Annotated in this window: 21 protein-coding genes; 7 read left to right on the top strand and 14 right to left on the bottom strand. The window is 55.4% G+C overall.

Annotated elements, in window-relative coordinates; translation table 11 throughout:
• The first annotated feature begins 203 nt into the window (after window positions 1–203).
• Both LEPTO7104_RS0126465 and LEPTO7104_RS0126460 read left to right on the top strand, forming a co-directional pair.
• Window positions 204–2,915, top strand: coding sequence for an alkaline phosphatase family protein (locus LEPTO7104_RS0126465; protein ID WP_155523793.1), 2,712 nt, complete (start codon window positions 204–206; stop codon window positions 2,913–2,915).
• An 89-nt stretch (window positions 2,916–3,004) separates the two neighbouring features.
• Window positions 3,005–3,637, top strand: a complete 633-nt coding sequence (locus LEPTO7104_RS0126460) for a hypothetical protein (protein ID WP_017301606.1) — start codon at window positions 3,005–3,007, stop codon at window positions 3,635–3,637.
• A gap of 114 nt (window positions 3,638–3,751) precedes the next feature.
• Here the strand turns inward: LEPTO7104_RS0126460 and LEPTO7104_RS0126455 are convergent, their stop codons facing one another.
• The 3 genes from LEPTO7104_RS0126455 to LEPTO7104_RS0126445 are packed head-to-tail and all read right to left on the bottom strand — an operon-like array spanning window position 3,752 to window position 8,019.
• On the bottom strand, window positions 3,752–4,336 hold the full coding sequence (locus LEPTO7104_RS0126455) for an NUDIX hydrolase (RefSeq protein WP_017301605.1): 585 nt from the start codon (window positions 4,334–4,336) through the stop codon (window positions 3,752–3,754).
• An 18-nt stretch (window positions 4,337–4,354) separates the two neighbouring features.
• Entirely contained in the window at window positions 4,355–5,335 is a 981-nt protein-coding gene (gene cysK / locus LEPTO7104_RS35460; protein WP_017301604.1) for a cysteine synthase A, read from the bottom strand.
• On the bottom strand, window positions 5,332–8,019 hold the full coding sequence (locus tag LEPTO7104_RS0126445) for a cyclic nucleotide-binding domain-containing protein (RefSeq protein WP_017301603.1): 2,688 nt from the start codon (window positions 8,017–8,019) through the stop codon (window positions 5,332–5,334). Before LEPTO7104_RS0126445 ends, cysK begins: the two co-directional genes overlap by 4 nt.
• Window positions 8,020–8,144: 125 nt before the next feature.
• On the opposite strand from LEPTO7104_RS0126445, the gene LEPTO7104_RS0126440 reads away from it, so the two are divergent.
• Window positions 8,145–8,507 (top strand): sulfite exporter TauE/SafE family protein, encoded by a 363-nt coding sequence (locus LEPTO7104_RS0126440; protein WP_017301602.1) that lies wholly within the window; start codon window positions 8,145–8,147, stop codon window positions 8,505–8,507.
• Window positions 8,508–8,567: 60 nt separating this feature from the next.
• Here LEPTO7104_RS0126440 and LEPTO7104_RS0126435 read toward each other — a convergent pair whose 3' ends face one another.
• From LEPTO7104_RS0126435 to LEPTO7104_RS0126390, 10 genes are all read right to left on the bottom strand, one after another.
• Window positions 8,568–9,155, bottom strand: coding sequence for a class I SAM-dependent methyltransferase (locus tag LEPTO7104_RS0126435; RefSeq protein WP_017301601.1), 588 nt, complete (start codon window positions 9,153–9,155; stop codon window positions 8,568–8,570).
• A gap of 47 nt (window positions 9,156–9,202) precedes the next feature.
• On the bottom strand, window positions 9,203–10,216 hold the full coding sequence (cydB, locus tag LEPTO7104_RS0126430; RefSeq protein ID WP_026073107.1) for a cytochrome d ubiquinol oxidase subunit II: 1,014 nt from the start codon (window positions 10,214–10,216) through the stop codon (window positions 9,203–9,205).
• 15 nt (window positions 10,217–10,231) lie between these two features.
• The gene (locus tag LEPTO7104_RS0126425) at window positions 10,232–11,674 is read right to left on the bottom strand and encodes a cytochrome ubiquinol oxidase subunit I (RefSeq protein ID WP_026073106.1); all 1,443 of its coding nucleotides are present in this window, start codon (window positions 11,672–11,674) and stop codon (window positions 10,232–10,234) included.
• Window positions 11,675–11,849: 175 nt separating this feature from the next.
• Window positions 11,850–12,527 (bottom strand): DsbA family oxidoreductase, encoded by a 678-nt coding sequence (locus LEPTO7104_RS0126420; protein ID WP_017301598.1) that lies wholly within the window; start codon window positions 12,525–12,527, stop codon window positions 11,850–11,852.
• A 115-nt stretch (window positions 12,528–12,642) separates the two neighbouring features.
• Window positions 12,643–15,927 carry an efflux RND transporter permease subunit gene (locus LEPTO7104_RS0126415; RefSeq protein WP_017301597.1) on the bottom strand — a complete coding sequence of 1,095 codons (3,285 nt, stop codon included), beginning with the start codon at window positions 15,925–15,927 and terminating at the stop codon, window positions 12,643–12,645.
• A gap of 86 nt (window positions 15,928–16,013) precedes the next feature.
• Window positions 16,014–17,168 carry an efflux RND transporter periplasmic adaptor subunit gene (locus tag LEPTO7104_RS0126410; RefSeq protein ID WP_017301596.1) on the bottom strand — a complete coding sequence of 385 codons (1,155 nt, stop codon included), beginning with the start codon at window positions 17,166–17,168 and terminating at the stop codon, window positions 16,014–16,016.
• A gap of 223 nt (window positions 17,169–17,391) precedes the next feature.
• The gene (locus LEPTO7104_RS35455) at window positions 17,392–17,706 is read right to left on the bottom strand and encodes an ArsR/SmtB family transcription factor (RefSeq protein ID WP_017301595.1); all 315 of its coding nucleotides are present in this window, start codon (window positions 17,704–17,706) and stop codon (window positions 17,392–17,394) included.
• Window positions 17,707–17,790: 84 nt separating this feature from the next.
• Window positions 17,791–19,092, bottom strand: coding sequence for an NAD(P)/FAD-dependent oxidoreductase (locus tag LEPTO7104_RS0126400; protein WP_017301594.1), 1,302 nt, complete (start codon window positions 19,090–19,092; stop codon window positions 17,791–17,793).
• Between the two features lie 107 nt (window positions 19,093–19,199).
• Window positions 19,200–19,367 carry a YgaP family membrane protein gene (locus LEPTO7104_RS0126395; protein ID WP_026073104.1) on the bottom strand — a complete coding sequence of 56 codons (168 nt, stop codon included), beginning with the start codon at window positions 19,365–19,367 and terminating at the stop codon, window positions 19,200–19,202.
• 240 nt (window positions 19,368–19,607) lie between these two features.
• Complete coding sequence (locus tag LEPTO7104_RS0126390; protein ID WP_017301592.1) at window positions 19,608–19,949, bottom strand: ArsR/SmtB family transcription factor; 342 nt, start codon at window positions 19,947–19,949, stop codon at window positions 19,608–19,610.
• 170 nt (window positions 19,950–20,119) lie between these two features.
• Here LEPTO7104_RS0126390 and LEPTO7104_RS0126385 point away from each other — a divergent pair, with 170 nt between their 5' ends.
• The 4 genes from LEPTO7104_RS0126385 to LEPTO7104_RS0126370 all read left to right on the top strand — a co-directional run bounded on the left by LEPTO7104_RS0126385 (window position 20,120) and on the right by LEPTO7104_RS0126370 (window position 23,996).
• Window positions 20,120–20,815 (top strand): MBL fold metallo-hydrolase, encoded by a 696-nt coding sequence (locus LEPTO7104_RS0126385; protein ID WP_017301591.1) that lies wholly within the window; start codon window positions 20,120–20,122, stop codon window positions 20,813–20,815.
• 57 nt (window positions 20,816–20,872) lie between these two features.
• Window positions 20,873–21,418 (top strand): rhodanese-like domain-containing protein, encoded by a 546-nt coding sequence (locus LEPTO7104_RS0126380; RefSeq protein ID WP_017301590.1) that lies wholly within the window; start codon window positions 20,873–20,875, stop codon window positions 21,416–21,418.
• Window positions 21,418–22,260: a sulfite exporter TauE/SafE family protein gene (locus LEPTO7104_RS0126375; RefSeq protein ID WP_017301589.1), complete on the top strand. Its 843-nt coding sequence runs from the start codon at window positions 21,418–21,420 to the stop codon at window positions 22,258–22,260. The genes LEPTO7104_RS0126380 and LEPTO7104_RS0126375 overlap by 1 nt, the downstream gene beginning before the upstream one ends.
• 77 nt (window positions 22,261–22,337) lie before the next feature.
• A complete protein-coding gene (locus LEPTO7104_RS0126370) occupies window positions 22,338–23,996 on the top strand; it encodes an FAD-dependent oxidoreductase (protein ID WP_017301588.1) in 1,659 nt (552 codons plus the stop codon).
• A 189-nt stretch (window positions 23,997–24,185) separates the two neighbouring features.
• Here LEPTO7104_RS0126370 and LEPTO7104_RS0126360 read toward each other — a convergent pair whose 3' ends face one another.
• Entirely contained in the window at window positions 24,186–24,698 is a 513-nt protein-coding gene (locus LEPTO7104_RS0126360; protein ID WP_017301586.1) for a methyltransferase family protein, read from the bottom strand.
• Window positions 24,699–24,769 lie beyond the last annotated feature (71 nt).

Raw genomic sequence — 24,769 nt, 5'->3', positions numbered from 1 at the left:
AGTCTCAAGTTTACCTGAGCTTTTATTGGCCAAAATTCTCAATTTTCAGCTTGTTCATTCGCGCTAATCCCTAAGCTTGTTGTGCCATATAGTGCTTCAGGAAGTTAAGTGATTAGCACTAAGAAACGCAGTCTTTCCGATTTTTCCTTTCAGGAAGACTGCTCTCCGTTACAGCAGTTTTGATCCAAAAATTGGGATTTTTTATGGCCAGAAATATTGTCGTGTTCGTGGCTGATGGTTTGCGCCCTGGTTCGGTCAACCCTACTGATGCCCCAACGCTTTACAGCATTCGGCAGGATGGCGTTAACTTCTCCAATAGCCACTCTCTATTCCCGACGTTTACGACGCCTAATGCTTCAGCCATTGCCACCGGCCATTACCTAGGCGACACAGGCGACTTCAGCAACACCGTTTATACGGGCTATCCAGTACCTAACGCCAACGGTAGCGTCACGCCCTTCATTGAAAATGACCCCATTCTGACCGATCTCAACGCCAATTCAAATTTGGCCGACCCAGACACGTCCTTTAGCAGCAATAACTTTCTCACCGAAGAATCGCTGCTGGCCTATGCCCGACTCAACGGCTACTCGACCGCCGCGATCGGCAAGCTTGGCCCCGTGGCCATTCAAGACGTCAGCCAGCTTCAGCGCACCGATGGCCTCGCCTCTGCCAATATCACCCCTGACACGGTGATCATCGACGACAGCACCAACGGCGTCACCCCACCGACCAGCGCCGCCACCGGCTCACAGGCCGCTGTGCCTCTATCTCAAGATATTGCCGATCGCCTGACGGCAGCCGGCTTAGCGGTCGTACCCACGGCCAGGGTGCAGCCCTCAGGCAACCTGACCACCGCTGGAACGCTGAACGCCAATACGGCCCAGCAGCAGTATTTTGCCGATGCCACCACCAAGGCGGTTTTACCTCAGTTTGTGGCCGATATCGCCAGCGGCAACTCCAATGGGTTCGCTACCGTCTACTGGTCCAGAGACCCAGACGGCACCCAACACAACAATGGCGACGCCTTCAATGCCGCTGACCCCGGCAATAACTTCCTGGATATCGGCATCAACGGCCCCACCTCCAAGGCCGCCGTTGCCAACGCCGATGCCAACCTGAAGCAGATTATTGACTACCTCAAGGCCACCCCAGACCCCCAAAACCCTGGCCACAGCCTGTACGAGAATACGGACATTTTTGTCACCGCCGACCACGGGTTCTCAACTATCAGTAAGCAGGCGGTGGGGGTAACCTTCGATGCCGCTGGCAACCCGACCTACACCAACACCACCAGCTATTCCTCAACCCTGAGCTACTACACCACCGACAGCGCTGGCAATCAAACGCCGACGGTTCATGCCGGATTTTTGCCCCCCGGCTTTGTGGCCATCGACTTGGCCCACGATCTGGGTTCGACCCTTTATGACCCCAGCAAACCCACAGCGCCGGTTGACAGCAGCAATATCAACAATATTCAGTACGCTGTAGTGGATCCGACCGCCGGGCAAACCCCGGCCAATGGCAATGGTGTGATTGGCGGTAGCGGTACGGTGGTCGATGGTGTGATTGACCCAGGCACCCAGGTGGTGGTAGCCGCCAACGGGGGCTCTGATCTGCTTTACGTGCCCAGCAATGACCCCGCATTAGTGAAGCAGATTGTTTCGCTCTTAGCGCAGAAGGACTACATCAGCGGCATCTTTACCGATGACAAATTTGGTGATGTTCCCGGTGCCCTGAAACTCAGCACCATTGGCTTAGAAGGCACGGCAGAGCTAGCCACGCCCTCGATTGTCGTCAACTTCAAAACCTTTAGCACCAACCCGAACGATCCGAACGACCCCCAGGCTGAGGTCCAGGTTGCCGACACCGGGCTCCAGCAGGGGCAAGGGATGCACGGTTCCTTTGGCCGCGGCGATACCTTTAACAACATGGCCGCAATCGGGCCTGACTTTAAGACTGGCTTCGTCGACACGGCCCCGGTCAGCAATGCGGATGTCGCGCCGACCCTGGCCAGCCTGCTGGGCTGGGAACTACCTGCGGTCGGTTCCCTCACCGGGCGGGTTATTGAAGAATCGCTGGTAAATGGGCCTGATAGTGTTGCCTCCACGGCTTCCACCCTGGTCTCCGCTCCGGTCGATGGCGCGGAGACTATCCTCAATCTGCAGACGGTCGGCAACGTTCCCTACTTTGATGCGGCAGGCTTTGCCGGTGGTACCGATGGGTTAGTCGTTCCGGCAGAAGTACCCCAACCGCCCAGCATGGGTGCAATCCCCACTCAACTCGCTCCCGTTGGCACCGCTGGGGACGATGTCCTGGTGGCTATCCCTGGCACAGCCTTCACTGGCCAGGGCAACCTGCTCTATGCGGGCGCAGGCAACGACACCGTAGACACGGCGATCGCCGGAGCGGCGGCAGGCAACAACTGGATTAACCTGGGCAGCGGCGATGATAGCATTTTTGTGGCCAATGGCGATCGTGCCTTTGGGGTCAGCGGCAACGATACCCTAGATGCCACCGATGCCGAGCAGTATCGGATTTCCGGCGGCAGGGGAGATGATACATTCTTTTTGGGAGCCAGCGGCTATGCTCTGGGCGGTGAAGGCAGCGATCGCTTCTTTGTGGGTAGCGGAGGCGACAACCTGCTCTCTGGCGGGTCGGGTGCCGACCAGTTCTGGATTGTCAATGCTGAACTTCCTTCGGCACCCAACTGTATCCTCGACTTTGAGATGGGTACTGATGTGATCGGCATCCAGGGTGCAAGCAGCTTAGGCATCAGCGCCGCGACCCTGGCCTTCACCCAAATCGGTGCCAATACCTCAATCGACTTCGGCAACCAAACCCTGGCTGTGCTGAGCGGCGTTCAGGCCAGCAGCCTGAATGCGGCTGATACCAGTCAGTTTATCTTTGCCTAATTTGTCTTTGCCGAGGCAGAGCAAAAAGCGCGATCGAGTGATGTGATACCAACTCCTAGGTACAATACCCCGCTAGGGCGATCAACCGATTGCCCCACGGGGTATTTTTTTATCGGACTAACCCGACTCAACGTTTTACGATCGCCACGGGAGAAAAAGAGTGGCAAGCCTACCTGATTGGCTGGAATCGAGGATACTTTGCGCCTGCGATCGCCGAGGCCAAGTCCAAGCTCCTGTCTCTCCCGACCTTCGCCGAGCAGCCACAGACATCGGATGGAATGCCTGCTGAGCGATCAACCGCCAATCAGGCAAAACCCACCAACGGACAACCAACCAAAACCAAGTGCCCTACCTGCGGGGAGGCAATGACCAAAGTCCTCTCCCGTTCCAAGAAGATGAAAGCCAAGCACTTCCTCAAATGCTCGAGCGCGGCCTGCGGTACGGTAATGTTTTGGAACGCCAAAGCCAAGCGCTACGAACTGCCCCACGCCCAGCGACAGGCTACTAATTCAGAGCTGTTTACCGATCATCCCTGCCCCGTCTGCGGTGCCCTGCTAGAGCGCTATGCCTATACCAAAGACGGCCAAGACAAAGTCATGCTGCGGTGCTCACTCCTGGAGAACCGCCGTGGCAAGTGCAAGGAGGTGGCCTTTTTTCAAAGCCGAGGGGAATATTGGTCACCTAAATTTGGCACGCTGAAACTGCCAGAGCCTCAGGTTTAGTCACTGACAAAGGCAGCTAAGGATAAATATCCAAGGCAAGCTAGATTCATAGGAGTTTTCAGGGGGCTCCCTACTTGCAGAATCCTACCAACCGGTAGATACACGAGTTGTCATTTAGTTGTCTTGTGGTGACAGGTCGCTTTGGTGGGCGTACCACTCCAACAGAACAGAGCGACATTGCAAGCAGGTAAGTTCACAGAGTAATTGATGCACGCCCGCTGAATCTGCAGGATAAGTCGCAGCGGTAAATGGCGGCGACAGCGGGGGCCCTGCTTCAATGTGAGCGACAAAGCCATAGAGTTTTTGATTGGAGAAGGAACTGTTAATGGCCCAGCCTTCGGGGTTTAGAGCAATGAGCTGGGTAATTGAGGTGACTTCAACGCCTAACTCTCGTTTTAGAATTGAGATTGCAGCCTCTTCGGGCCTCTGCCCCTCCAGACGCCGCCCCCCAGGGAAATCTAGCGTCACCCTTCCTACACCAGGCCGATAGCTAGCAGGGGGTAGCAAAATCTGAGGCTGAACCAGGGTATCCTTCTGAATGGGTAGGACGATGACTGAGTCGGCTTTTTCAATGCGCCAATACTCTAGGCGTTGCCCCTGAGCGTCTTGCCAGTGCTCGCCGATCAGGGTCATCCAGCGAGAGTGGAGTTCTAGAAAGCGGTCTTGAACCTGCCAGGAGGGGTACGCATCAGGCAGCATGGCTTCTACAGATTAGGGCTAATGACTCAGAGCTATAGGCTGCGCTGCTAACGGATCGTCAGGATTTACCTCATGCCACAGCGCCGTGCTGAGGTAGCGCTCCCCTCCACTCGGTTGGATGATCACGATACGTTGGTTGCGGTAGCAGGGGCGCTGCCCGACCTGTAGACCAGCATAGACTGCAGCTCCGGTAGAAATGCCGCTCAGGATGCCTTCTTGCTGGGCCAGTTGTCGCCCGATTGAATAGGCCTGGAGCTCGGTAACCGTCGCAATTTCATCGATCAGATCGACCCGTAGGACATCGGGAATAAACCCAGCCCCAATGCCCTGTAAATTGTGTTCCCCCGCAGGCTGCCCGCTCAGGACTGCACTCTTGAACGGCTCAACCGCCACGATCTGGAGGTGAGGATTTTTTTGTTTTAGATAGCGACCGGCTCCCGTGAGGGTTCCCCCGGTGCCCACACCCACCACCAGAACCGCCAGTTGACCATCGGTATCTTGCCAGATTTCGGGGCCAGTGGTTTCGTAGTGAATTTTGGGATTGGCCGGGTTGCTGAACTGGTGAGGCGAAAAAGCGTTCGGCAGGGTGGTGAGGAGGTGATTGGCATGGGCGATCGCCCCCAGCATGTCAGCCTCTGCGGCGGTTAAAATCACCTCCGCTCCGTAGGCTTGGAGAATTTGCTGCCGTTCTCGGCTCATGTTTGCGGGCATGGTCAACATCAGGCGGTAGCCCTTGGCTGCACAGACCATCGCCAGCCCAATGCCCGTATTTCCAGACGTGGCCTCTACAATGGTCGAGACGCCCGGCTGAATTAAACCAGCCGCTTCGGCCTCCAGGATCATGCTGATGGCAATCCGGTCTTTTACCGACTTGGCTGGGTTCATGCCCTCCAGTTTCAACACCAGCTCAGCGACACAGCCAAACTGCTGGGGCAGTCGCTGCAACTTGACCAGGGGGGTATGACCGACAGCTGCGGTAATGTCACGATGAATCGTCATAGTCCAGAACTTTTGATCAGTAGTTGGAAAAAGAACCCGGCCAACCCCACCATCAGCATCAGATGGGGAAGATTGCTAAGCAAGGTTCGTTTGGTAATGCGCAGTAGCGGATAGGGGCTAAAAACCAGGGCCGACAGGAGGGTAACCCCCTGAAGAAACTGCGCCACATCGCTACTCCATGTGAGAGTCGGCAAACCGGCCCCGCTGTAGCCCAAGGTGCGAGCCAGAACGGGGAGAATCTGCCCGGCTTCGGTCATGGCGGCAGGGATGTAATGGGCCAGATTGGCGGCTAGAACAAAGGGCAGATAGGCATAGATGACCGTGAGATAGGTCGGCTGTTCGGGATCAAGGCGGCGAGCGATCCCATGGGTGAGGTAGGTCAGCCCCGCCGGGATACTCAGAAGGGCTAGGGCGATCGGCGTACTGGTCAATAGGTGGCCCGCATCCATGGCGACACCGTTGAACCCTAGCCACCCTAAGATTTGCTGGCTGTGGTGCATCAATACCCCACCAAACAAAAGCAGCAGCAGCGCCGCTTCGGCCCAATTGCCCTGATGATTGTCCAGCAAATCTGAGGCGGGAAAGCGCAAATTGAGCTGCACCGAGCGGTGCGGACAGGCCTTGAGGCAGGTCATGCACAGCACGCAGTCGCGGTTGTCTTGCAGCTGCGCCGGATGGGAATAGAGGGGGCAGCCTCCGGTGGCTTGGCCTTCCGTGGGCAGGGCATCGGCAAAGGTGACGGGGGTTGCACTACTGCCCTTATAGCAGCCAAAAGTGCTGCACTGGCTGCCGCATACCTGTTGGGTCGACCGCAGCTCCACCATGGCTAGCTTGGCAAACATGCCGTTCATGCCGCCGATGGGGCAGAGGTAGCGACACCACAGCCGGCGTTCGTAAACCAGGCTAAACATCACCGCCCCTGCCGTAATCGCTAACAGCAGCCAGGCCGAGAGATAGGCGTGGTGGGGCAAATCCCAGAGCTTTTCCCAGAGATAAATCACCACAAAGCCGCCAAAGAGCACCCACGCTCCCCAGCGGTTGAGCCACCGAGTCGGCCAGGACAACTGCTGGCGAGGAAACAGCCAGAGCGACAGCCGCCGCAGCCCTTCCGCCGTGATCATGAAGGGGCAGACGGCACACCACAGACGACCAATAAAGGCAAACAGCAGCAGATAACCCGGCCACCACCAGGCCCAAAAGAAATTGAGCGTAACGCTGCTGTCTCGGGTTTGCGGCCCTAGGAACCCGGCAACGGTGACGGGCACAAACACCGCCATCATCGCGATCCATAGTCCTTCGGGGTACCAGCGGCTGAGCAAGACTCGCCGTAGCCAGGGCACCTGGGTGAGTAGATCGACTCGGAAGGCATTTTTGGCCGACTGCACTGACCATAGAGCCTGCTCTGGAATCACCGTTTGTCCGGCAGGGGTCATGATCACCGCTCGGTGCAGAATTTCGGCCAGTTCGGTGAGGTTGCCGGGGTAGTCGTAGCTAATGAGGCGGCGCAAATCGGCCTGGTCTAGGGTGAGAAGGGAACGATTGTATTCCTGGCAAAACCGACCCAGCCAGTGGCGGGCAAAGTCTGGAATATCGGCCTTGCGCTGGGGCAGGCTAAACAGCTTGATGGCAAGGGTTTCGACCTCCGGTAGATCGACTGTGCCAGGGGCTGCCAGCATGAGTCGCACCCAGGATTGGATGGGCTGGGGCTGGGCGGTTATCCCAGCGTTGATGTCCCCCCGACTCGGGTTAGGCAGGAGGTTGCCGGTTTGTAGGTAATGGATCAGTCGTTCCCATAGCGTTCCCGGAGCAGAAGCAGGATTTTCCCCAGGAGCATCCCCCGCCCCCATCAACACCTGAACATTGCTCAGCAGTAAGGTGCCTCGTTCTAGGAGCTCAATCAGGCCTGGGGACTCCCCAACCCGGCCAAACAGCAGGTCGGTATCTAACCGGCCATCGTCGAGGCGGGGGAGTTTGGCGCAATCTAGCTCGACAAAGGGTTGGTCGGCCAGGCCAGATAGGCTGTGGATCAGCCCGGCTAGAAAGGTTTTGCCGGTGCCCGGTGGCCCTTGCAAGACCACCGGTTTGAGCGTTGTGGCAGCTTGGTCAACGGCTTCCTTCAGCTTTTGGCTAAACTTACTGCTGCCGAGAATCGGTTCTCCGGTAGGCACCGCGTGGATGTAGTCTCGCAGCCCCTGGATGCGGCACTGCTCTTGGGCAATGCGGGCACTAAACGCGTTGAGGTCTTGGGCTAACAGGGCGTTGAACAGATGCTCAATGTCGGCATACTGCTGCAACAACTGATGAAACTGGGCCTGGGGCAAAAACCAAAGCTCGCTGGCCGTCAGCGCGATCGCCTGGGTTTGATGTCGACCGTGATCGGGGTTGGCCATCAGCGACACATAGCCAAATAGATCCCCGGCGCTGCGCTGGCGAATCAGCGATTTGCCGATCGGGGAGAGTCGATAAATCTCAACCGCCCCCCACTTGAGTAAGTAGAGCCCGGTGGCAGGCTGACCCTCCTGGTAGATCAGTGTTTGGGGGTCTACCCGAAAGATATGTAAGGACTGGGCCAGGGCTTGCAGGGCCTCAGCTGGAAGCTGTCCCCAAATGCGATGGAAGCTGAGCCAATTGCTACATTCCAGAATTGCATCTTCATCCAGCGTTACAATGCCCACGGTACTCACTCCCAGAGACAATGACTGCCCTGGAACTGTCAGAGCTGACTCAGGCTGAAGGCCGTTGGTCAAAATCACTCCAAACTTAATAGTTTTGTTCGTGACTACAAATTAGAGCAAAGATAGGTTCACCTATGACACACATTTTACTGTACTTGCTCCTGGGGCTTTTGGTCGGTGTTTTAAGTGGTTTGATTGGGATTGGTGGTGGAGTTATCATTGTCCCAGTTTTGATTTTTGGGTTTGGTTTATCGCAACACGAAGCCCAGGGTACAACGCTGGCGATGCTAGTTCCACCAGTTGGGTTACTGGCAGCATGGACTTACTACAAGCAAGGGTATGTAAATTTTCAGATTGCGGCTCTTTTGTGTATAGGTTTCTTTGTGGGTGGACTGCTGGGGGCAAGGTTGGCGACTGTACTCCCGAATGTGCTGCTGGAAAAAGTGTTTGGTATTGCCATGCTGGCGATCGCAATCAAGATGATTTTTGCTCGATAAATAGATGCTCTATAGTTTGCCCTGGCTCCACTTTTTTGAGTGAGAGACTGTCAATTTATTCTATGGTTTGAAGGCAAGCACTTGCACGACAGCGCTGCGGCCTTGGTGAAACCGTCCTTCCTGAATTTCGCGCTCAAGTTCTGCGGCCTGCTTAAAATCTAGACCTCCCAGTTCCTGGCGGAGAGTCGCTAAATCCATCATCATTTCTGCCTTGGGTGGCCCCCCGGTTTTGAAATCTAGCTGCCGAGGCGTATAGGCTTCGAGGACAAAAACGCCACCTGGCCGCAGCCCCGCCACAACCTGCCGATGAACCTGGGCGCGCAGAGGCGGAGGTAAGTGACAGAAGATAGAGATTATGCCATCCCAGACGCCGGGCTGAATCAGGAAATCGGCCAGATCTGCCACGATTGTCTCTATCTCCACAGACCTTTCTGCTGCCAGTTTTTGGGCTTTCTCCAAGCCAACTGAGGAGGCATCTACCGCTGTGACGTTACAGCCCTGCTGGGCTAAATACACCGCATTTCGCCCTTCGCCCTCGCCCAGGCACAGCACCCGCCCCTGGGGAATCTGTTCGATGACCTGAACAAGAAAATCATTGGGGTGCTTGCCAAAGGCATAGTCAGGTTGGCTGTAGCGCTCATTCCACATGGTTGATAACCGCGATCGCAAATGATAGTGAATTCTGTTTGATGCCCCTACTCGCCGTAGGCGCTGCCCGCCACCTTACCGCGAAACACCACATAGTTATAGATGTTGTAGAACAGCATGATCGGAATTAGCACCCCAATAAAGGTGAGCATAAACACCAGGGCGCTGGGGGCTGCTGCCGCCTGGTAGATGGTAATTTGGGTGGGGATAATGTAGGGGAATACAATTAGTCCTAAGCCAATAAAGGTGAGCAAAAAGATCAAAATTGTCCAAATAAAGGGCGTGGATTCTTCCTCTCGATTTAGGCTGCGCAGTAGTAGCCCCACTAACATCATCCCCAGCACCGGAATCACGGCAAAAACATAGATTAAAGGCGGGCTAAATAAGCGAGTACGTGCGGCTTCGTAAACGATGGGAGTCACAATGGTGATCAAAATCGCGCCGATAACTGTAGTGGTAGCGGCCAGCTTAGCTGTCCGGTAATGGGTCTTTTGCAGTTCCCCCTCGGTTTTTAAAATCAGGTAGGTGGAGCCAATCAACACGTAGCCCTGAATTAAGGTCAGGGCGACCAGGAGCGATCGCCAGTCGAGCCAGTCCCAGGTAGAGCCGATAAAGTGACCGGCCTCATCTACCTCAATCCCTTCAATCACGCTCCCCAGGGCAAAACCCTGGCCCAGGGCCGCGAGAAAGCTGCCTGCCCCAAAGGCAAAATTCCACAGCAGCTTGAGGTTGGAATGCTCCCGAAATTCAAAGGCCACCGCCCGAAAAATGAGCCCGAAAATCATCATGAAGATGGGAATGTACAGAGCGCTGAGGATGGTGCCGTAGGCTAAAGGAAAGGCTCCAAATAGGGCTCCACCCATCAGCACCAGCCAGGTCTCATTGGCATCCCAAATATTGCCCAGGCTGGTCATCAGAAGACTGCGCCGCTCTTCGTCGGAGCTGGTGAGCGAGAGAATGCCCACCCCCAGGTCAAACCCATCGAGCATGACGTAGAGAAACAAAAACAGGGCCAGAATGACAAACCACACCTGGGGCAAAAAATGTACTAATGCGTCCATATCAATCACCTACTGCTACTGCTGGGCTTCGAGCGGACGTTGATCGGGCACAAAGGTAGCGGGTTCGGTCTCCACCGCCGGTTGATCATCTAACCCTGGAATCGGTAGCTCTAGATTGGGACCTTGGCGGATGATCCGGCTGCCAAAGTACAGGGTCGCGACAAACAGGATCGAGTACACCACCGAAAACAGGGTCAGCGAGGTTAGTACATTGCTGGCCGGGATCTGAGAAGCAGCATCGGCGGTGCGAATTTGGCCGTACAGGGTCCAGGGTTGCCGCCCCACGCAGCGCACAATCCAGCCCGATTCCACGGCGATATAGCCCAATGGGGCGGCAAAGATCCAGGTGCGCAGCAGCCAGGTTTGCTGGCCAATCTTTTCGGTGGAGAGATTGCCCAACAGCCACTGCAAGACGCTCCAAAGCATCAGCCCGGCCAAAAAGAAACCAATGCCGCTCATGATGCGGAAAGCATAGTAGATTAGCCCCACCATGCGAGGGCGATCGCTGGCAGGCCACTCCCTCAGCCCCAACACCGGCTCAGACAGGTTCTTCTTAAATTCCAAAATGTAGCCTAACCCGTTGGGAATGGTGATTTCCCATTTATTGGTTTGGGTGGCCTCGTCGGGGATAGCTAGCAGGCTCCAGTCGGCGGGTTGTCCGGCGGGGCTGGTCTCCCACTTGGCTTCCATCGCCGCTAGTTTGGTGGGCTGGTAGTGGGCCACCTGTTCGGCACTGAGGTGGCCGATGTAGATTTGCAGCGGCGTAACGGCGACGGCGGCGGCCAATACAATTTTGAGCGATTGGCTAAAGAACGCCTGCTGACGGTTGTTGAGAATGTACCAGGCGCTAATACCGCCAATCACAAACAGCGAGGTTTCCAGGGTAGCAAAGAACATGTGCGACACGCTCTTGACCATGAAGGGGTTAGCGATCGCCTGAAAATAGTCGCTGACAATAAACTTGCCGTTGACCATCTCGCCTCCCGCCGGACTTTGCAGCCAGGAGTTGGCCACCAAAATCCAGAAGGTCGATAGGTTAGCTCCAAAGGCCACCATGATCGTCGCCAGGTAGTGGATCACCGGGTGCACCCGCCCCCAGCCAAACAGCATAATGCCCAGAAACCCCGCCTCTAGCATGAAGGCCATGGCCCCCTCAAAGCCCAGGATGCTGCCAAAGAAATCGCCCACGGCCTCTGAGAACGGTGCCCAGTTGGTGCCAAACTGAAACTCCATCGGCAGCCCCGAGGCCACCCCAATGCCAAAGTTAAGCACGTAAAGCTTTGACCAGAAGCGAGCATGGCGGTAGTAGTCGGGGTTGCGCGTCTTGAGCCATAGCCCTTCCACAATCACCAGGTAAATGGCCATGCCCGTCGTCAAAACGGGCCACAGCATATGAAAAATGGCCGTCAGCGCAAACTGCATTCGCGAGAGTGCAACGGTATTTGATAAAAGATCCATGAGTCCTCTACACGTTGATTAAGCATGAGAAGCTGGTTTTGCCAGTATCGTACTACGTGAAACCTCTGTTCATGCCTTGCTTTCAAAGACTGTCGGGTCATAAGCAGGCAGGAGATTACCTAATCGAAAGGGGAATATTTTTTAGCTACCTAGTAAGAACTGATTGTTGCTCAATCTAACACCAGGATTCTTCAACGGGGGGATTGTGCAGCAATTCTCGAATATTGGCTTCGATGACGCGGTAGCCGACATTGCCGTTGAGCCGTTGTCGTCCTTCATTGAAGATCAGCGTGGGACTAACAGACACCGCATGCTCCTTCACCAGATCAAAATCTTTAGAGAGTTGAGCATAGGCCTCGCCACTGTCAATTTGCTGCTGAATCATGGCGATCGGGAGGCCGATCTCTTCAGCAATGGCAAATTGCACATTGCGGTCAGAAATATCCATCACCTTGGCAAAAAAAGCCTCTCGAAAGGCCGAGGTGGCCCGTTCAAAACTGTTCTCTGATTTTGGCACAATGCCTTTGATTTCCAGCAGCTTAATCCCATGGAGAAATAAATGAGAGGACATCGACGAGGGTGGCCTTACGCTAGTCCAAATTTCAGGGTGTACAGTGGCGTGCTCGAACTTTTTGCCGACTTCGTGGATGTGGTCGCTATAGCCTTGAAACCCACCGCGATCGCGCCAGCTTTTCTCCAGTTTTTCGCGAGCATTGCCAAAAACAGAGACAAAGTGCAGCTCAATTTCAATGTTGTCTTGAAAGGTAGCCTTCAGCTCATCGAGACGGATTTGAGCAATATAGGCCCAGACGCAGAGAACATCGGAGAAGTAGGAGATATGAATGGGTGCCATGGGGTTTTGAGGGTAGAAGGGGTAAGGGGCTGAAGTTAGTAATGTACAGAGTACTCAGGACGTTGCCACAGACCAGGGGGGTAGGTGGGGGCAAGACGTAGCCCTGAACCCGCCATCAGTTGAAGGCTTCCTGGCCGATACTGGGCGGTTTGGATAGTTCTGGACTGGGTTTGCTGTGGCGGACCTGATCGCCGTAGTACATGAGCGGAATCACCACCAGCGTCAGGATAGAAGAGGCTAGCATGCCGCACAGCAGCGTCCAGGCCAGCCCTGACCAAACCGGGTCGCTCAAAATGGATAGGGTGCCCAGCATGGTGGTCACGCTGGTGAGCAAGATGGGCCGAAACCGCACCGCCCCCGCTTTGAGAATCGCGGGCTTTAGCTCTACCCCAGCCTGCCGCTGATCGCCGACAAATTCTAGCAGCACGATCGCATTGCGCACGACAATGCCAGCCAGAGCAATCACCCCAATCATGGCCGTAGCGCTAAAGTACACCCCATTCAGGGAAAAGCCGATCAGAATCCCAATCAGTGCCAGGGGAATGCTGCCCAGCATGATCAGCGGCACTTTGAAACTGCGAAACTGCCCCACCAAAATCAGATAAATCAGCAGCACGGCCACTAGCATGGCCAACCCCAGGTCACGGAAAACATCCAGCGTGAGTTTCCACTCGCCATCCCAGTTGATGGAATAGCCCTCGGGTAGGGGATGACGGAAGAAATAAATCATCTGATCAATGACGGCATAGACCGACGAGCGATCGCCCATTTCTCCCATCACATAGGTCACCGGACGCTGATCTTTGTGCAGAATCGGTTCATCCACCGTGGTGGGTTCAAAGGTGACCAGGGTTGACAGCGGCACTAGGGTCCCCGTGGCGGTCGGAATCTGAATGCGGGTTAGGTCGCTGATGTTCTGGCGATTCGCGTCGGCAAAGCGAACTTGAATGGCCACGGGAGCCAGTTCTCCGGGCACTTTCAGGGTACTGACGTTGGCTCCCGCGATCGCCATCTGCACGGTCTGGGCAATGTCATTGGTGCTCAGCCCGGCCCGGTTAACCTTATCTCGATCTACCACCAGCCTGATCTGGGGCATCTGGTTTTTCACCGAGTCGTCAATGTCCACCACGTCCTTCGTCTCGGCAAAGACCTGCCGCACCTGCCGAGCCAGCTGCCGCTGAACGGCATAGTCTGGCCCATAGATCTCCGCCAGCATGGTGGAGCGCACGGGCGGGCCGGGGGGATCTTCCACCAGCTTCACGACGGCCTGGTGTTCGCTGGCCACTTGGGTCAGTTCAGGGCGCAACCTCAACACAACGGCTTCTGAACTGGCGGAGCGAGCGTTTTTATTGGTCAAATGCACCCGAATATCGGCGAAATTCTGGTCGCTGCGATCGGAGGATCCCCGCAGCATGCCGTTGAAATCGATCGGGGCACCCACCCCCACATAGGTTTCAAAGTTCGTCACCTCTGGGGTTTGGCGCAGAACCGCTTCTAGCTGACTGACGGCCTGATTGGTCTGGGCCAGTTCCGTACCTAAGGGCATATCCAACTGCACCAAGAAGGTGTCTTTGTTGGCCTTGGGCAACATCCGAAACTTCACCGCCTGGGTCAGCGGCAGCAGGAAACTCGCCAGCAGCAGCCCGGTGATGACCAGCAGCACAAAGCGCCGCCGCCGGGCGGAATCCAGCAGGGGTTCCATGAGCTGACGATAGCCCTGGTAAGTCCGCGTCTGCTCAATAGTTGGCCGGGCGGCATGGGGTTTGACTTTTATCAATCGCACCGCCAAAAAGGGCGTCACCGTCAGCGCCAGGGTGGTGCTGATCACCATTGCCACCGGCACGTTGAAGGGAATCGGCCCCATGTAAGGCCCCATCATCCCCGTGACAAAGGCCATCGGCAGAAAGGCCAGAATCACCGTAATGGTCGACAAAATCACCGGGCTACCTAACTCCGCCACCGCGCTGGTGGCGGAGTCCAGTTTCTCTGGCCAGGTCATGCCTGGGTTTTCTTCAAAATAACGGTGGATGTTCTCGGTGATGGCGATCGCATCGTCGACCAGGGTTCCCAACGCCAAAATCAGCGCAAACAGGGTGATCCGGTTAATGGTCTGCCCCGATATCCAGCCCACCGCCAGCGTGCCCGCCAGGGTGAGGGGAATCACAAACGCTACAATCGAGGCCTCTCGCCAGCCCAGGAAAACCACCAGCAGGGCCACCACAACGACAATGGCAATGCCCAGACTCTGGTACAGATCACCGACGGCTCTGGCCGCCGTCTGGCCATCATTCCGGGTAATGGCCACCTCAACGCCAGGGGGGAGCTGAGGCTTCAATTCGTCTAGCCTACGGAAGATTTGACGGGCAACGGTGACGGCATTGGTGCCTTTCTTTTTGGCAATGCCAATGGTGATGGCCGGTTGGGTGCTAAAGTCTCCTGCGGCTGTGCTGCTGGGTTTAGGGTAGGGTTCGGCAATATCCCAGTCCTGCCGGAAGCCGATGCGGGACTCGGTGAGGCGATCGCCAAACTCATCCACCACGGTAGCCACATCGCGCAGATAAATGGGCGACTGCGAGGCCGACTCCGACCCAGGGGCCGATTGGCCAAACCCAACAATAATGTCACTTACGTCACTGGCCGATTGAAACAAACTGCCCCCCTGAAGGAACAACCGCGAGTTATCTAGGGACACGTCTCCAGCGGGGATTTCCACATTTTCTCCCTGCAGCCGTTGGGCAATTTGCGCGGGCGATAATCGATAACTGGCCAGCTGATCGGGGTTTAAGTCCACCCGGATGGTGCGGGGCTGCCCACCGGTCATGGTCAGATTAGCCGTATTGGGAATGCTGCGCAGGTCTTCCAGCAATCGTTCGCCGATGCGCCGCAGCTGATTGTCGCTGTAGCTTTGCCCGGTGATCGTCAGGGTCACAATGGGTACGTCATCAATGATGATCGGCTTGACCGCATAGGTCGCATCGGGGGGCAACAAATCCTGATTGCTGTAGAGGTGGTTTTGCAGCCGGAACAGGGAGTCTTCCCAATTTTCACCCACAAAAAACTGCACCGTGATTTTGGACGCAGAATTTTGGGATGCCGAGTAGATATGTTCAACCCCGTTCAGTTCTCGGATTTTGGCCTCCAGCGGAATGGTCAGGGTCTGCTGCACCACCTCTGCCGGAGCGCCAGGATAGGACAACAGCACGTCCGCCGCAGGCACCACAATTTGAGGGTTTTCTTCTTTGGGCGTCAGCATCACGGCGCCCAACCCAAAAATGACCAGGACCGCAATCAACAGCACGGTGATCTGGGAATTGATGAAATAGGCGGTGATCTTCCCGATCAGGCTGCGCGGCGGGGGCGGGGACGCTGCTCCATTAGCAGAAAAATCATCGGAATGCATGGTGGGTGAAGGGGGGTAGAGAGGGATAGGGGATGCAGCGCTTAGGTCTGCCTAAACTCAGCCAGGCTGATCAATCACGCTACGAATCAGGATGGGGTGATCTGTAATGGTGTGTTTTCCTTGAGGTCGGCGGGTGGGTTGAGGATGATGCGATCGCCCAGCTTCACGCCAGAGAACACCTCGACCCCATCCCCCTGAGGATTGCCCAAGGTGACGGGATGGAAAATAGCCCGATTATCCTGCACTATGAATACTCCGGTGATGCCCGTGCTTTCGACCAGGGCACTGCGGGGGATTTGGAGGGTTTTGCGCTCGGTGGTAGAGAGCCCTACCAATCGTCCAAACATGCCGGGGAGCACCTCAGGGTTGGCTGGCAGTGAGACCTTAACGGTAAAGTTGCGCGATACCGGGTCCGCTGAGGGAATCACCTGGCTGACGGTGCCTGTGATCGTCTGGTTGAGGGCATCGAGCCGAACTTGCTCTGGCTGCCCCACTCGCACCTGGGCGATCGCGGCTTCCGGCACCTCGACACTGAGCCGCAGGCGATCCACACTCTCCAGCGTCACCAGGGGTTGGCCTGCCCCGGCCATGGCGCCGATCTCAACTTGTTTGTGCGTCACTACGCCATCAAAGGGAGCCGTCACCGTGCCGTGGGTTAAATTGGCCTCCATTTGGGCCACCCCAGCCTGGGCCTGCTGTACCTGGGCCTGGGCCTGCCCAATCCCCATTTCAGCCTGGCGAATGCTGGATTGAATCCGGTTGACGCGGGCTTGCAGCATAGCCACCTGAGTATTGGCCTGATCGAGCATCGACTGGCTCACGGCGCCATCGGCCTGAAGGCTGCTCATCCGCTGCTGATTGACCTGAGCGTCGGCCAGTTCGGCTTCAGCCTCGGCCAGTTCGGCTTCGGCCTGCCGCACCTGGGTCTGGGCTCCCCGGTAGGCAGACTGGGCCACATTCACCGCCGCCTGCGCCTGGTTCCGCTGGGCCTGGAGGTCGCTGACATCCAGTTGGGCAATCAATTGGCCCGCTTTGACCCGATCGCCTTCCTGTACCGTGAGTTGTTCGACCTGCCCCATCACTCGGCTGGTCAGTACTACCGAATTTTCTGCCTCCACTGTGCCGGTCAAGGTGAGATCGCCCACCACCGACTTCTCAACCACGGTGGCTACCTGGACCGGAATCGGTGGTTCGGTTTCAGCCATGCCCTGATTCGATCGGGCGGTATTCGCAGGAACCATGGTTCTGAGCCACCATCCAGACAGTCCAGAGGCCCCGACTAGGCCGAGAACCAAGAGCGGCAGCAACCATCGCGGGTGGGGAGCAGGGAAATTTTCTGAGCTGACGGGGGTATGGTTCTGCATAGATCGTGATCCTGAATGGTTTGAGCGTTGAATTTTGTTAGTTCCTGCTTGCCTATTGCAGCGGGCACCCAGGAAAAGATTTGCCAAATACGACATGCCATCATGATTTTCCTTGCTCCTTCAATCGGTGGAGCAACGGTTGCAAATGGGAACATAGGGCCAGTAAGTCAGTATCAATGACCCGGTAATAGCGCCATATGCCTTCTCGGCGACAGGCGACTACGCCTGCATCCCGCATCAACCGCAAATGTCTAGAGGCGTTGCCCTGGTGGAGCCCGGTACAGGCACAAATTTCTTGCACATTGTGTTCCTGGTAGCTCAGGGCGGCCAGAATTTGTAGTCGGGCCGGTTCGGCCAAAATCTTGAAGCGACCGGCCAGTATCTCCAGTTCAGCAGGACTCAGAATTGCGTCCATGGCGCATTTCCCCTCAGCGTTAATCAGGTGGAATCATGCAGAATTGGCAGAGTAGACTACCTAATCCTGTCATTACCCACGGCCTCAAACGGTCGGCGTTAACGAGCGGCTTTGTTCAGGGACGGGCACAGGTGTCACCAACGGCAACCCAATGGCCCGAAAGCCCCAACGCTCGAACCAGGGAATCGTCCAGCCCAGGCGCATTTTCGTGAGGAAATATTTCTCGAACCCGGCCTTCATCCAAGAGACCCAGATACCGTGAAAGATCAGGGCGCGATCGCGCTCCCCTGACGCATCCGGCAGGAGCGGATCGGCTAAAAACAGCGCCCCAGTGTTGCCAAAATCGGCAAAGCAAACGGCCTGGAGGGTGGGTTTAGATTGGGAGCCTGTCGTCACCCCCAGCTCCAGAGCAATATTGTGGGCCACCGCCAGCGCCATTTCTTCAGACATCAGGCCGACCTTGGGCGCGCCGGTGGGAATGGGGGTTTGCTCCACGGCTTTGAGCTGGGTGATCACCCCCACCGAGTAAATTGACTCAAAGTCAGGGTGGCGATAGGTCGGCAATACGGGGATAAACCCCTTGGCATCGGTTAAGCCCGGGGCCTCGCGCAAAAAGCGCGGGCCTCGAAACGGCGGCAGCACCATGGTGAACCTGGCGGGAATTTCTCGCCCGTCGGCCAGATGCACGGCGTCGGGGGAAAAATGGGAAATGGCCGTGTTTTCCATCAGCTCAATTTCGCGATCGGCCATGAATTTGCGGATCAGCCAGCGAGACTTGGCCATGCCGCCGATGCCCAGGTGTCCGGCGTAGGGCTCTGAGGTAATGAAGGTGATCGGCACCTGTGCCCTCAACCCCTTCTGCTTCAACACATGGTGCAGCAGGAAGGCAAACTCATAGGCGGGGCCAAAGCAGCTGGCTCCCGGCGAAGCCCCCACCACAATGGGCCCCGGATCGGCCAGAAATTTCTCCCACGCTTCGCTGGCCAGCAGCGCATGGTGGGGATTGCAAACGGAGTGGGTGTAGCCGCCCTCTGGGCCCAACCCTGGCAGGGCATCCAGCGCCAGTTCTGGCCCGGTGGCGATGACGGCATAGTCGTAGTCCAGCGTTGTGTCACCCATCGTCAATTGGCGAGACTTCGGATCGATCGCCGTGACCGCCGCCTGGATAAACTCAATGCCGTGCTGCGGAACGGTATTGGCCAGATCTAACTGGATGCGATCGAGAGATTTTAGCCCCAGCCCCACCCAGGGCAGCGAGGGCACAAAGGTGAATTTCGGCTGATTTGAAATCAGCGTGATCTGATGTTCCTGGGGCAAAGCATGCCTCAGTTCGTAGGCGGCAGGTAACCCCCCCAGCCCAGCCCCAATCACAACAACGCGAGCCATAGCAGCGACTCCTAAAAATTGAGTTTTTAATGTTGAGTATTGAACGGTTCACCGAATAACAAAACGAATTGAAGCGAAGGTGGGGCAACTCGGCATTCCCCAGCTTTTCACTCTCTCACGCCTAGCTTTTTCAGCAGCACCATCAGCGGACACCAGTTGGTAAACGCCGATTGCAGCAGGTTCACACCCACAAACGCGGTTAAGAACAACCAGTTGGGGTTGATGAGCGATCGCGACAAACTAATTAGTAAGATACTCCGCGCAATCAAACGCACCTACTGATGTTAAGCCCAGGGGTTGCTTGCGACTGTTAGGCGATCTCAGTCTTACGGCTTCTAGACTGCTAACAAAATCATCATAACACTATACGGTTATATAATTGATAATCTTAAAAGTTGTAATACTCTGTAACTACCAAAGAAGAAACAATAAAATGCCCTAGAAGCAACACTTCCGGGGCATTCAGTCGATTATGAGTTGAGTCGTTACGAGGTCCTGCCGTCTGGATCGACAGATTAAGCCCGCCGCAGACCTTCTAACTGCTTGAGTTGTTGAGACTGGGCCTCCAAGCGCATGGAGAGGCGATCGCCCACCAGTTCACACAGATCAAAAATGAACGGTTCGGCAATCTCGTAATAGACACTGACGCCTTGGGGAGTGCGGGAGACGATCCCGGCCTGGGCCAGAATCTTGAGATGCTTTGAGACATTGGCCTGCCCCAGGCCGGTTTCTTCAATAATTTCGGTGACATTTTTTGAGCCTGACCGCAGAGAACACAGCACCTGCAATCGGCTGAGCTCAGACAGCACTTTGAAGTAATCGGCGACGGGAGCCAGAGCAGACGGAGGTAAGGCCATAGGTCGAGAGACAAGTGCCGCTAACTTAAGAGCTGGACTATATAACTATCTTACCCAAAATTTAGCATCATTGCATATTTGACTCTTTGTATAACTATATAGTAGATTAATGGAGAAAGCAGAGACGCTTTCGCAGCGTTCTTGCCTGAACCGTTGAAGGTAAACCTACTATGCTCTTTCGCCAATTGTTTGACCCCGAAACCAGTACCTATACTTACCTGATTGCTGATCCGGAGACCAAGGTTGCCCTCCTGGTTGACTCGGTGCTGGAACAGGTAGAGCGCGATCGCCAACTGCTGGCCGAGCTGGGATTGACGCTGAAATATTGCCTGGAAACCCATATCCATGCCGACCATATTACCGGAACCGCCCAACTGCGGGAGGCCACCGGCTGTGAAGGGATTGTCCCAGACCAGGCCCAGGCCGTCTGTGCCAATCGGTTCATTCGAGATGGAGAGGTGTTGCAGGTGGGCTCTGTGCGGGTGGAGGCGATCGCCACTCCGGGGCATACCGACAGCCACATGGCCTACCTGGTCAATAGTACCCACCTACTGACGGGTGACGGGCTGTTGATTCGCGGCTGTGGGCGCACCGATTTCCAGAGTGGAGATGCCGGAACGCTCTACGATGTCGTCACCCAACGGTTATTTACCCTGCCGGATAGCACGCTGGTGTATCCGGGCCATGACTATCGGGGACGCACCGTTTCTACCATTGGTGAAGAGAAGCAGTGGAATCCTCGCTTTGTAGGGCGTAACCGGGAAGAGTTTATCCAATTCATGGCATCCCTGCACCTGCCCAATCCGAAAAAAATTGTCGAAGCCGTGCCCGCCAATGAGCGCTGCGGCAAAGTTCTGGCTGCTTAGGCGGTCGAGGCGAGGGTTCATGATCAGTACTTTGCATTGCTATTAGGAGAATTTTAAATGTCGGCTACTCGTGTGAACCAGCTCCATACGGTGGATGCTCAAACTCTAAAGCAGGGTTTAGATCGGCAATCTGTCACCCTCATTGACGTGCGAGAACCGGGGGAGTTTGCCGGAGAGCATATTCCTGGGGCGACCCTGGTGGCATTGTCTCAGTTCGACCCCCGCAAAATTCCCCAAACGGAGGATACGCAACTGGTGCTGTATTGTCGCTCAGGCAATCGATCGGCGATCGCAGCCCAAAAGCTGTTTGATGCCGGGTTTGAATCGGTGACCCATCTCTCCTGCGGTATTGGGGCATGGAAAGAGGCGGGATATACCACGGTCACGAATCGGAATGCGCCGATTAGCCTGATGCGTCAGGTGCAAATTGTCGCCGGTTCCTTGATGCTGACCGGAACCCTGCTGGGGGCATTAGTCTCTCCCTGGTTTCTGCTGCTGAGTGGGGCTGTGGGGGCAGGGCTGATTTTTTCGGGGATAACGGATACCTGCATGTTAGGCATGCTGCTGGCTAGGTTGCCCTACAACCAGCGGAGCCAATACTGATGCCCTGGATCGTTGGCCTCGTGCTGGCCGGGGGAATTGGCCTGAGTCTGGGGCTGTTGGGTGGGGGCGGCTCAGTGCTGGCGCTACCGGTACTGGTCTATGTGATGGGGGTCGCCCCCAAATCGGCGATCGCCATGACGCTAATCATTGTGGGAACCGTCAGCCTTTTGGGCCTGATTCCCCACTGGCGAGCCGGCAATGTCAATCTAAAAACGGCACTGGTCTTTGGCTCTGCCACCATGGTGGGGACGTTCACGGGCGCAAAGATCGCGACCTTACCCGTGGTCTCCGAAACCTTTCAAATGCTGCTGTTTGCCGTCGTCATGCTGATGGCCGCCGGGTTTATGATCTACCGCAGTGCCAGGCCAATTCAGCCAGACAATCCGCTAGCTGGCTATCCTAAACCGGTTTGTAAATACTGCTGGCTCTGGCTTTTGAGTGAGGGGCTGGCCGTAGGTATTTTGACTGGCCTGGTGGGGGTGGGCGGCGGCTTTGCGATCGTTCCGGCGCTGGTCTTGCTGGCCAAGTTACCGATGAAACAGGCGATCGGCACGTCTCTGCTAATTATTATTGCCAACTCAATTACCGGATTTCTAGGCTATTTGGGGCATGTTGCCCTAGATTGGCACCTGATCGTATCGTTCATTTTTGCCGCCAGCCTAGGAACTATCCCCGGTGCCTATCTCGCTCGCTACGTTCCAGCCCAAAAGCTACAAAAATCCTTTGGTTACTTTCTGCTAGTCGTGGCCACGTTTGTATTGGTACAGAATCGCCAAAGCTTTCACACGTCGCATCCCTTAGGATCAACGGCTTCCCACATAACCGTGAAGCAGTCAGGGTAAGAAGAGTGGAGAGTGCGCCATCCCGTTATCCTCTCTTATCCCCGTGCCTATTGCCCTCTCAATCTAGGACATGATTCATGACCACCGCCCCAAAGCGCATCCTGATTGTCGGCGGAGTTGCTGGAGGTGCATCCTGCGCCGCCCGTGCCCGCCGCCTTTCGGAAACCGCTGAAATTATCATGTTTGAGCGAGGTTCGTTTGTTTCGTTTGCCAACTGTGGTCTGCCCTACTATGTGGGTGATGTGATTACGGATGAGAAAAAGCTGCTGGTTGCCAATGCAGACCTGTTTCGACAGCGATTTAACATTGATGTGCGGTTAGAGAATGAAGTGATCGCGATCGATCGCGATACGGCTCAAATCACGGTGAAAAATCGCCAAACGGACCAGGTGTACCAGGAACCTTATCATGCGCTGGTTCTTGCTCCAGGCGCAGCTCCGATTCGCCCCCCCTTGCCAGGAATTGATTTACCCGGCATCTTTGCCCTCCGCACGATTCCTGATAGTCGGCGCATTCGAGCATGGATTGATGAGCATCAGGTGAAGCAAGCCGTCGTTGTCGGGGGCGGATTCATTGGGTTAGAGATGGCAGAAAATCTAGTGCATCGTGGGATTGCGGTAACGCTGATTGAAGCGCAATCTCAGGTGATGGCACCCCTCGACCCAGAGATGGCTGTGCCTGTTCATGGGCACTTGCGATCGCACAACGTCACGCTTTGTCTAGGGGATAGCGTTGCCAAATTCAAACCCAATGCCCAGGGTGGGGTTGATGTTCTGACCCAATCAGGGGCCACTCATACTGCTGAATTAGTGATTTTAGGCATTGGGGTGCGTCCAGAAACGACGCTGGCAACGACCGCAGGGCTGGAAATTGGCGATCGCGGCGGTATTCGCGTCAATGACCAGATGCAGACCAGCGATCCAACCATTTGGGCGGTAGGGGATGTTGTTGAAGTCAAAGACTTTGTGACTGGGGAGTGGACAGTAATTCCCTTAGCGGGGCCTGCCAATCGCCAGGGACGCATCGCAGCAGATGTCATCTGTGGACGCGACAGCACCTTCCGAGGCGTGCAGGGCACTTCAGTATGTGGTGTCTTTGGGCTGACGATCGCGTCTACAGGAGCCAATGAGAAAACCCTGCAACGGTTGGGTTGGGACTATGGCAAAGTCTATCTCCATCCAGGGCACCACGTTGGCTATTATCCAAATGCCAAGCCAATTGATTTAAAGCTGCTGTTTTCAAACCAGGACGGACGCATTCTTGGCGCCCAGGCCGTGGGTGAAGAAGGCGCGGCAAAACGCATCGATGTGATCGCCATGGCGCTGCAAACTGGAACAACGGTGTTTGACTTGGAAGAAGCCGAACTGTGTTACGCCCCTCAGTTTGGAGCCGCCAAAGACCCAGTGAATATGGCGGGTATGATTGCCGCGAATGCCCTGAGAGGTGATGCGCCCCTGGTTCACTGGCAGCACCTTGCAGACTTTAATGGTGGCTTACTGCTGGATGTTCGTAATGCTGATGAATTTGAGGCTGGCCACGTAGAAGGTGCAGTCAACATTCCACTGTCTCAAATGCGCGATCGCCTGCCTGAGCTAAACCCCGAGCAAGATATTTGGGTCTATTGTCAGGTCGGGCAACGAGGGTATTATGCTACCCGGGCGCTGCGGCTGAATGGGTTTAATGCCTATAACTTGAGTGGCGGATTCAAGACCTATCAGGCAGTCTCGTCACATTAAACTGATAGAGAACTAACCCCCTACCCTGTAACTTGCTCAGCGGCGATCGCTTCAAGTCTGCGATCGTGGCAGAGTCTTGACAATCATGCAGCTTGACCATCTCATCATCGGCATGATTGACTTTTGCCAGGCCCCAGGCAAAAAACGGTTTTATGCCAAATTTGGAGTAAAGTCGGTTTCATGGCTCCCCTAATAGACCCAGGGAATTAGTTTTTTTACCTTTGATTGGTAAACTTCATAATCAGAAAATTTGTGCTTCAGCCATAATTCTTCTTTTCTGGCTTTGATGTCAAAAAATAGTAGTAACAGCACTGCGCCGATCGCATGGACTAGACTCCACTGCCAGCAACTATAGGCGATCGCTAAAAAAACTACACCACTATAAATAGGGTGTCTTACTATCCCATAAACTCCGCTAGACACTAATTCGCCGTCATCTTTGGGGTGGGGCAAGGGAGTAAGATTTGCACCTAACTCTATTCCTCCCCGAAGTAATAAAAATGCGGAAATTAGGCTAAAAAGACCAGTGACTCCCCAACCGATGTATTTCCAAATAGGAGGCAACGTATCTACAGCAACAATTGGATAGACTGGCAGCAGGGCAAAACCAATGAAAAGGATCATTTGACCGATTGCCCAGTATTCGCCTTTCTCACCGCGCCACCAATGCTCTGAGAATCCCCATTCTTTAAGTTGGTTCATAGTAAACGTGGAACTTTTCCCAATTTATTCAACAATATTGCAGCCGATTTACTTTTAGTTTGAACTGTCAG

It is taken from the genome of Nodosilinea nodulosa PCC 7104, from assembly GCF_000309385.1.
GTDB lineage: Bacteria > Cyanobacteriota > Cyanobacteriia > Phormidesmidales > Phormidesmidaceae > Nodosilinea > Nodosilinea nodulosa.
The sequence above is the reverse complement of the archived record's forward strand: the minus strand, read 5'-3'. Positions and strand labels throughout refer to the sequence as shown.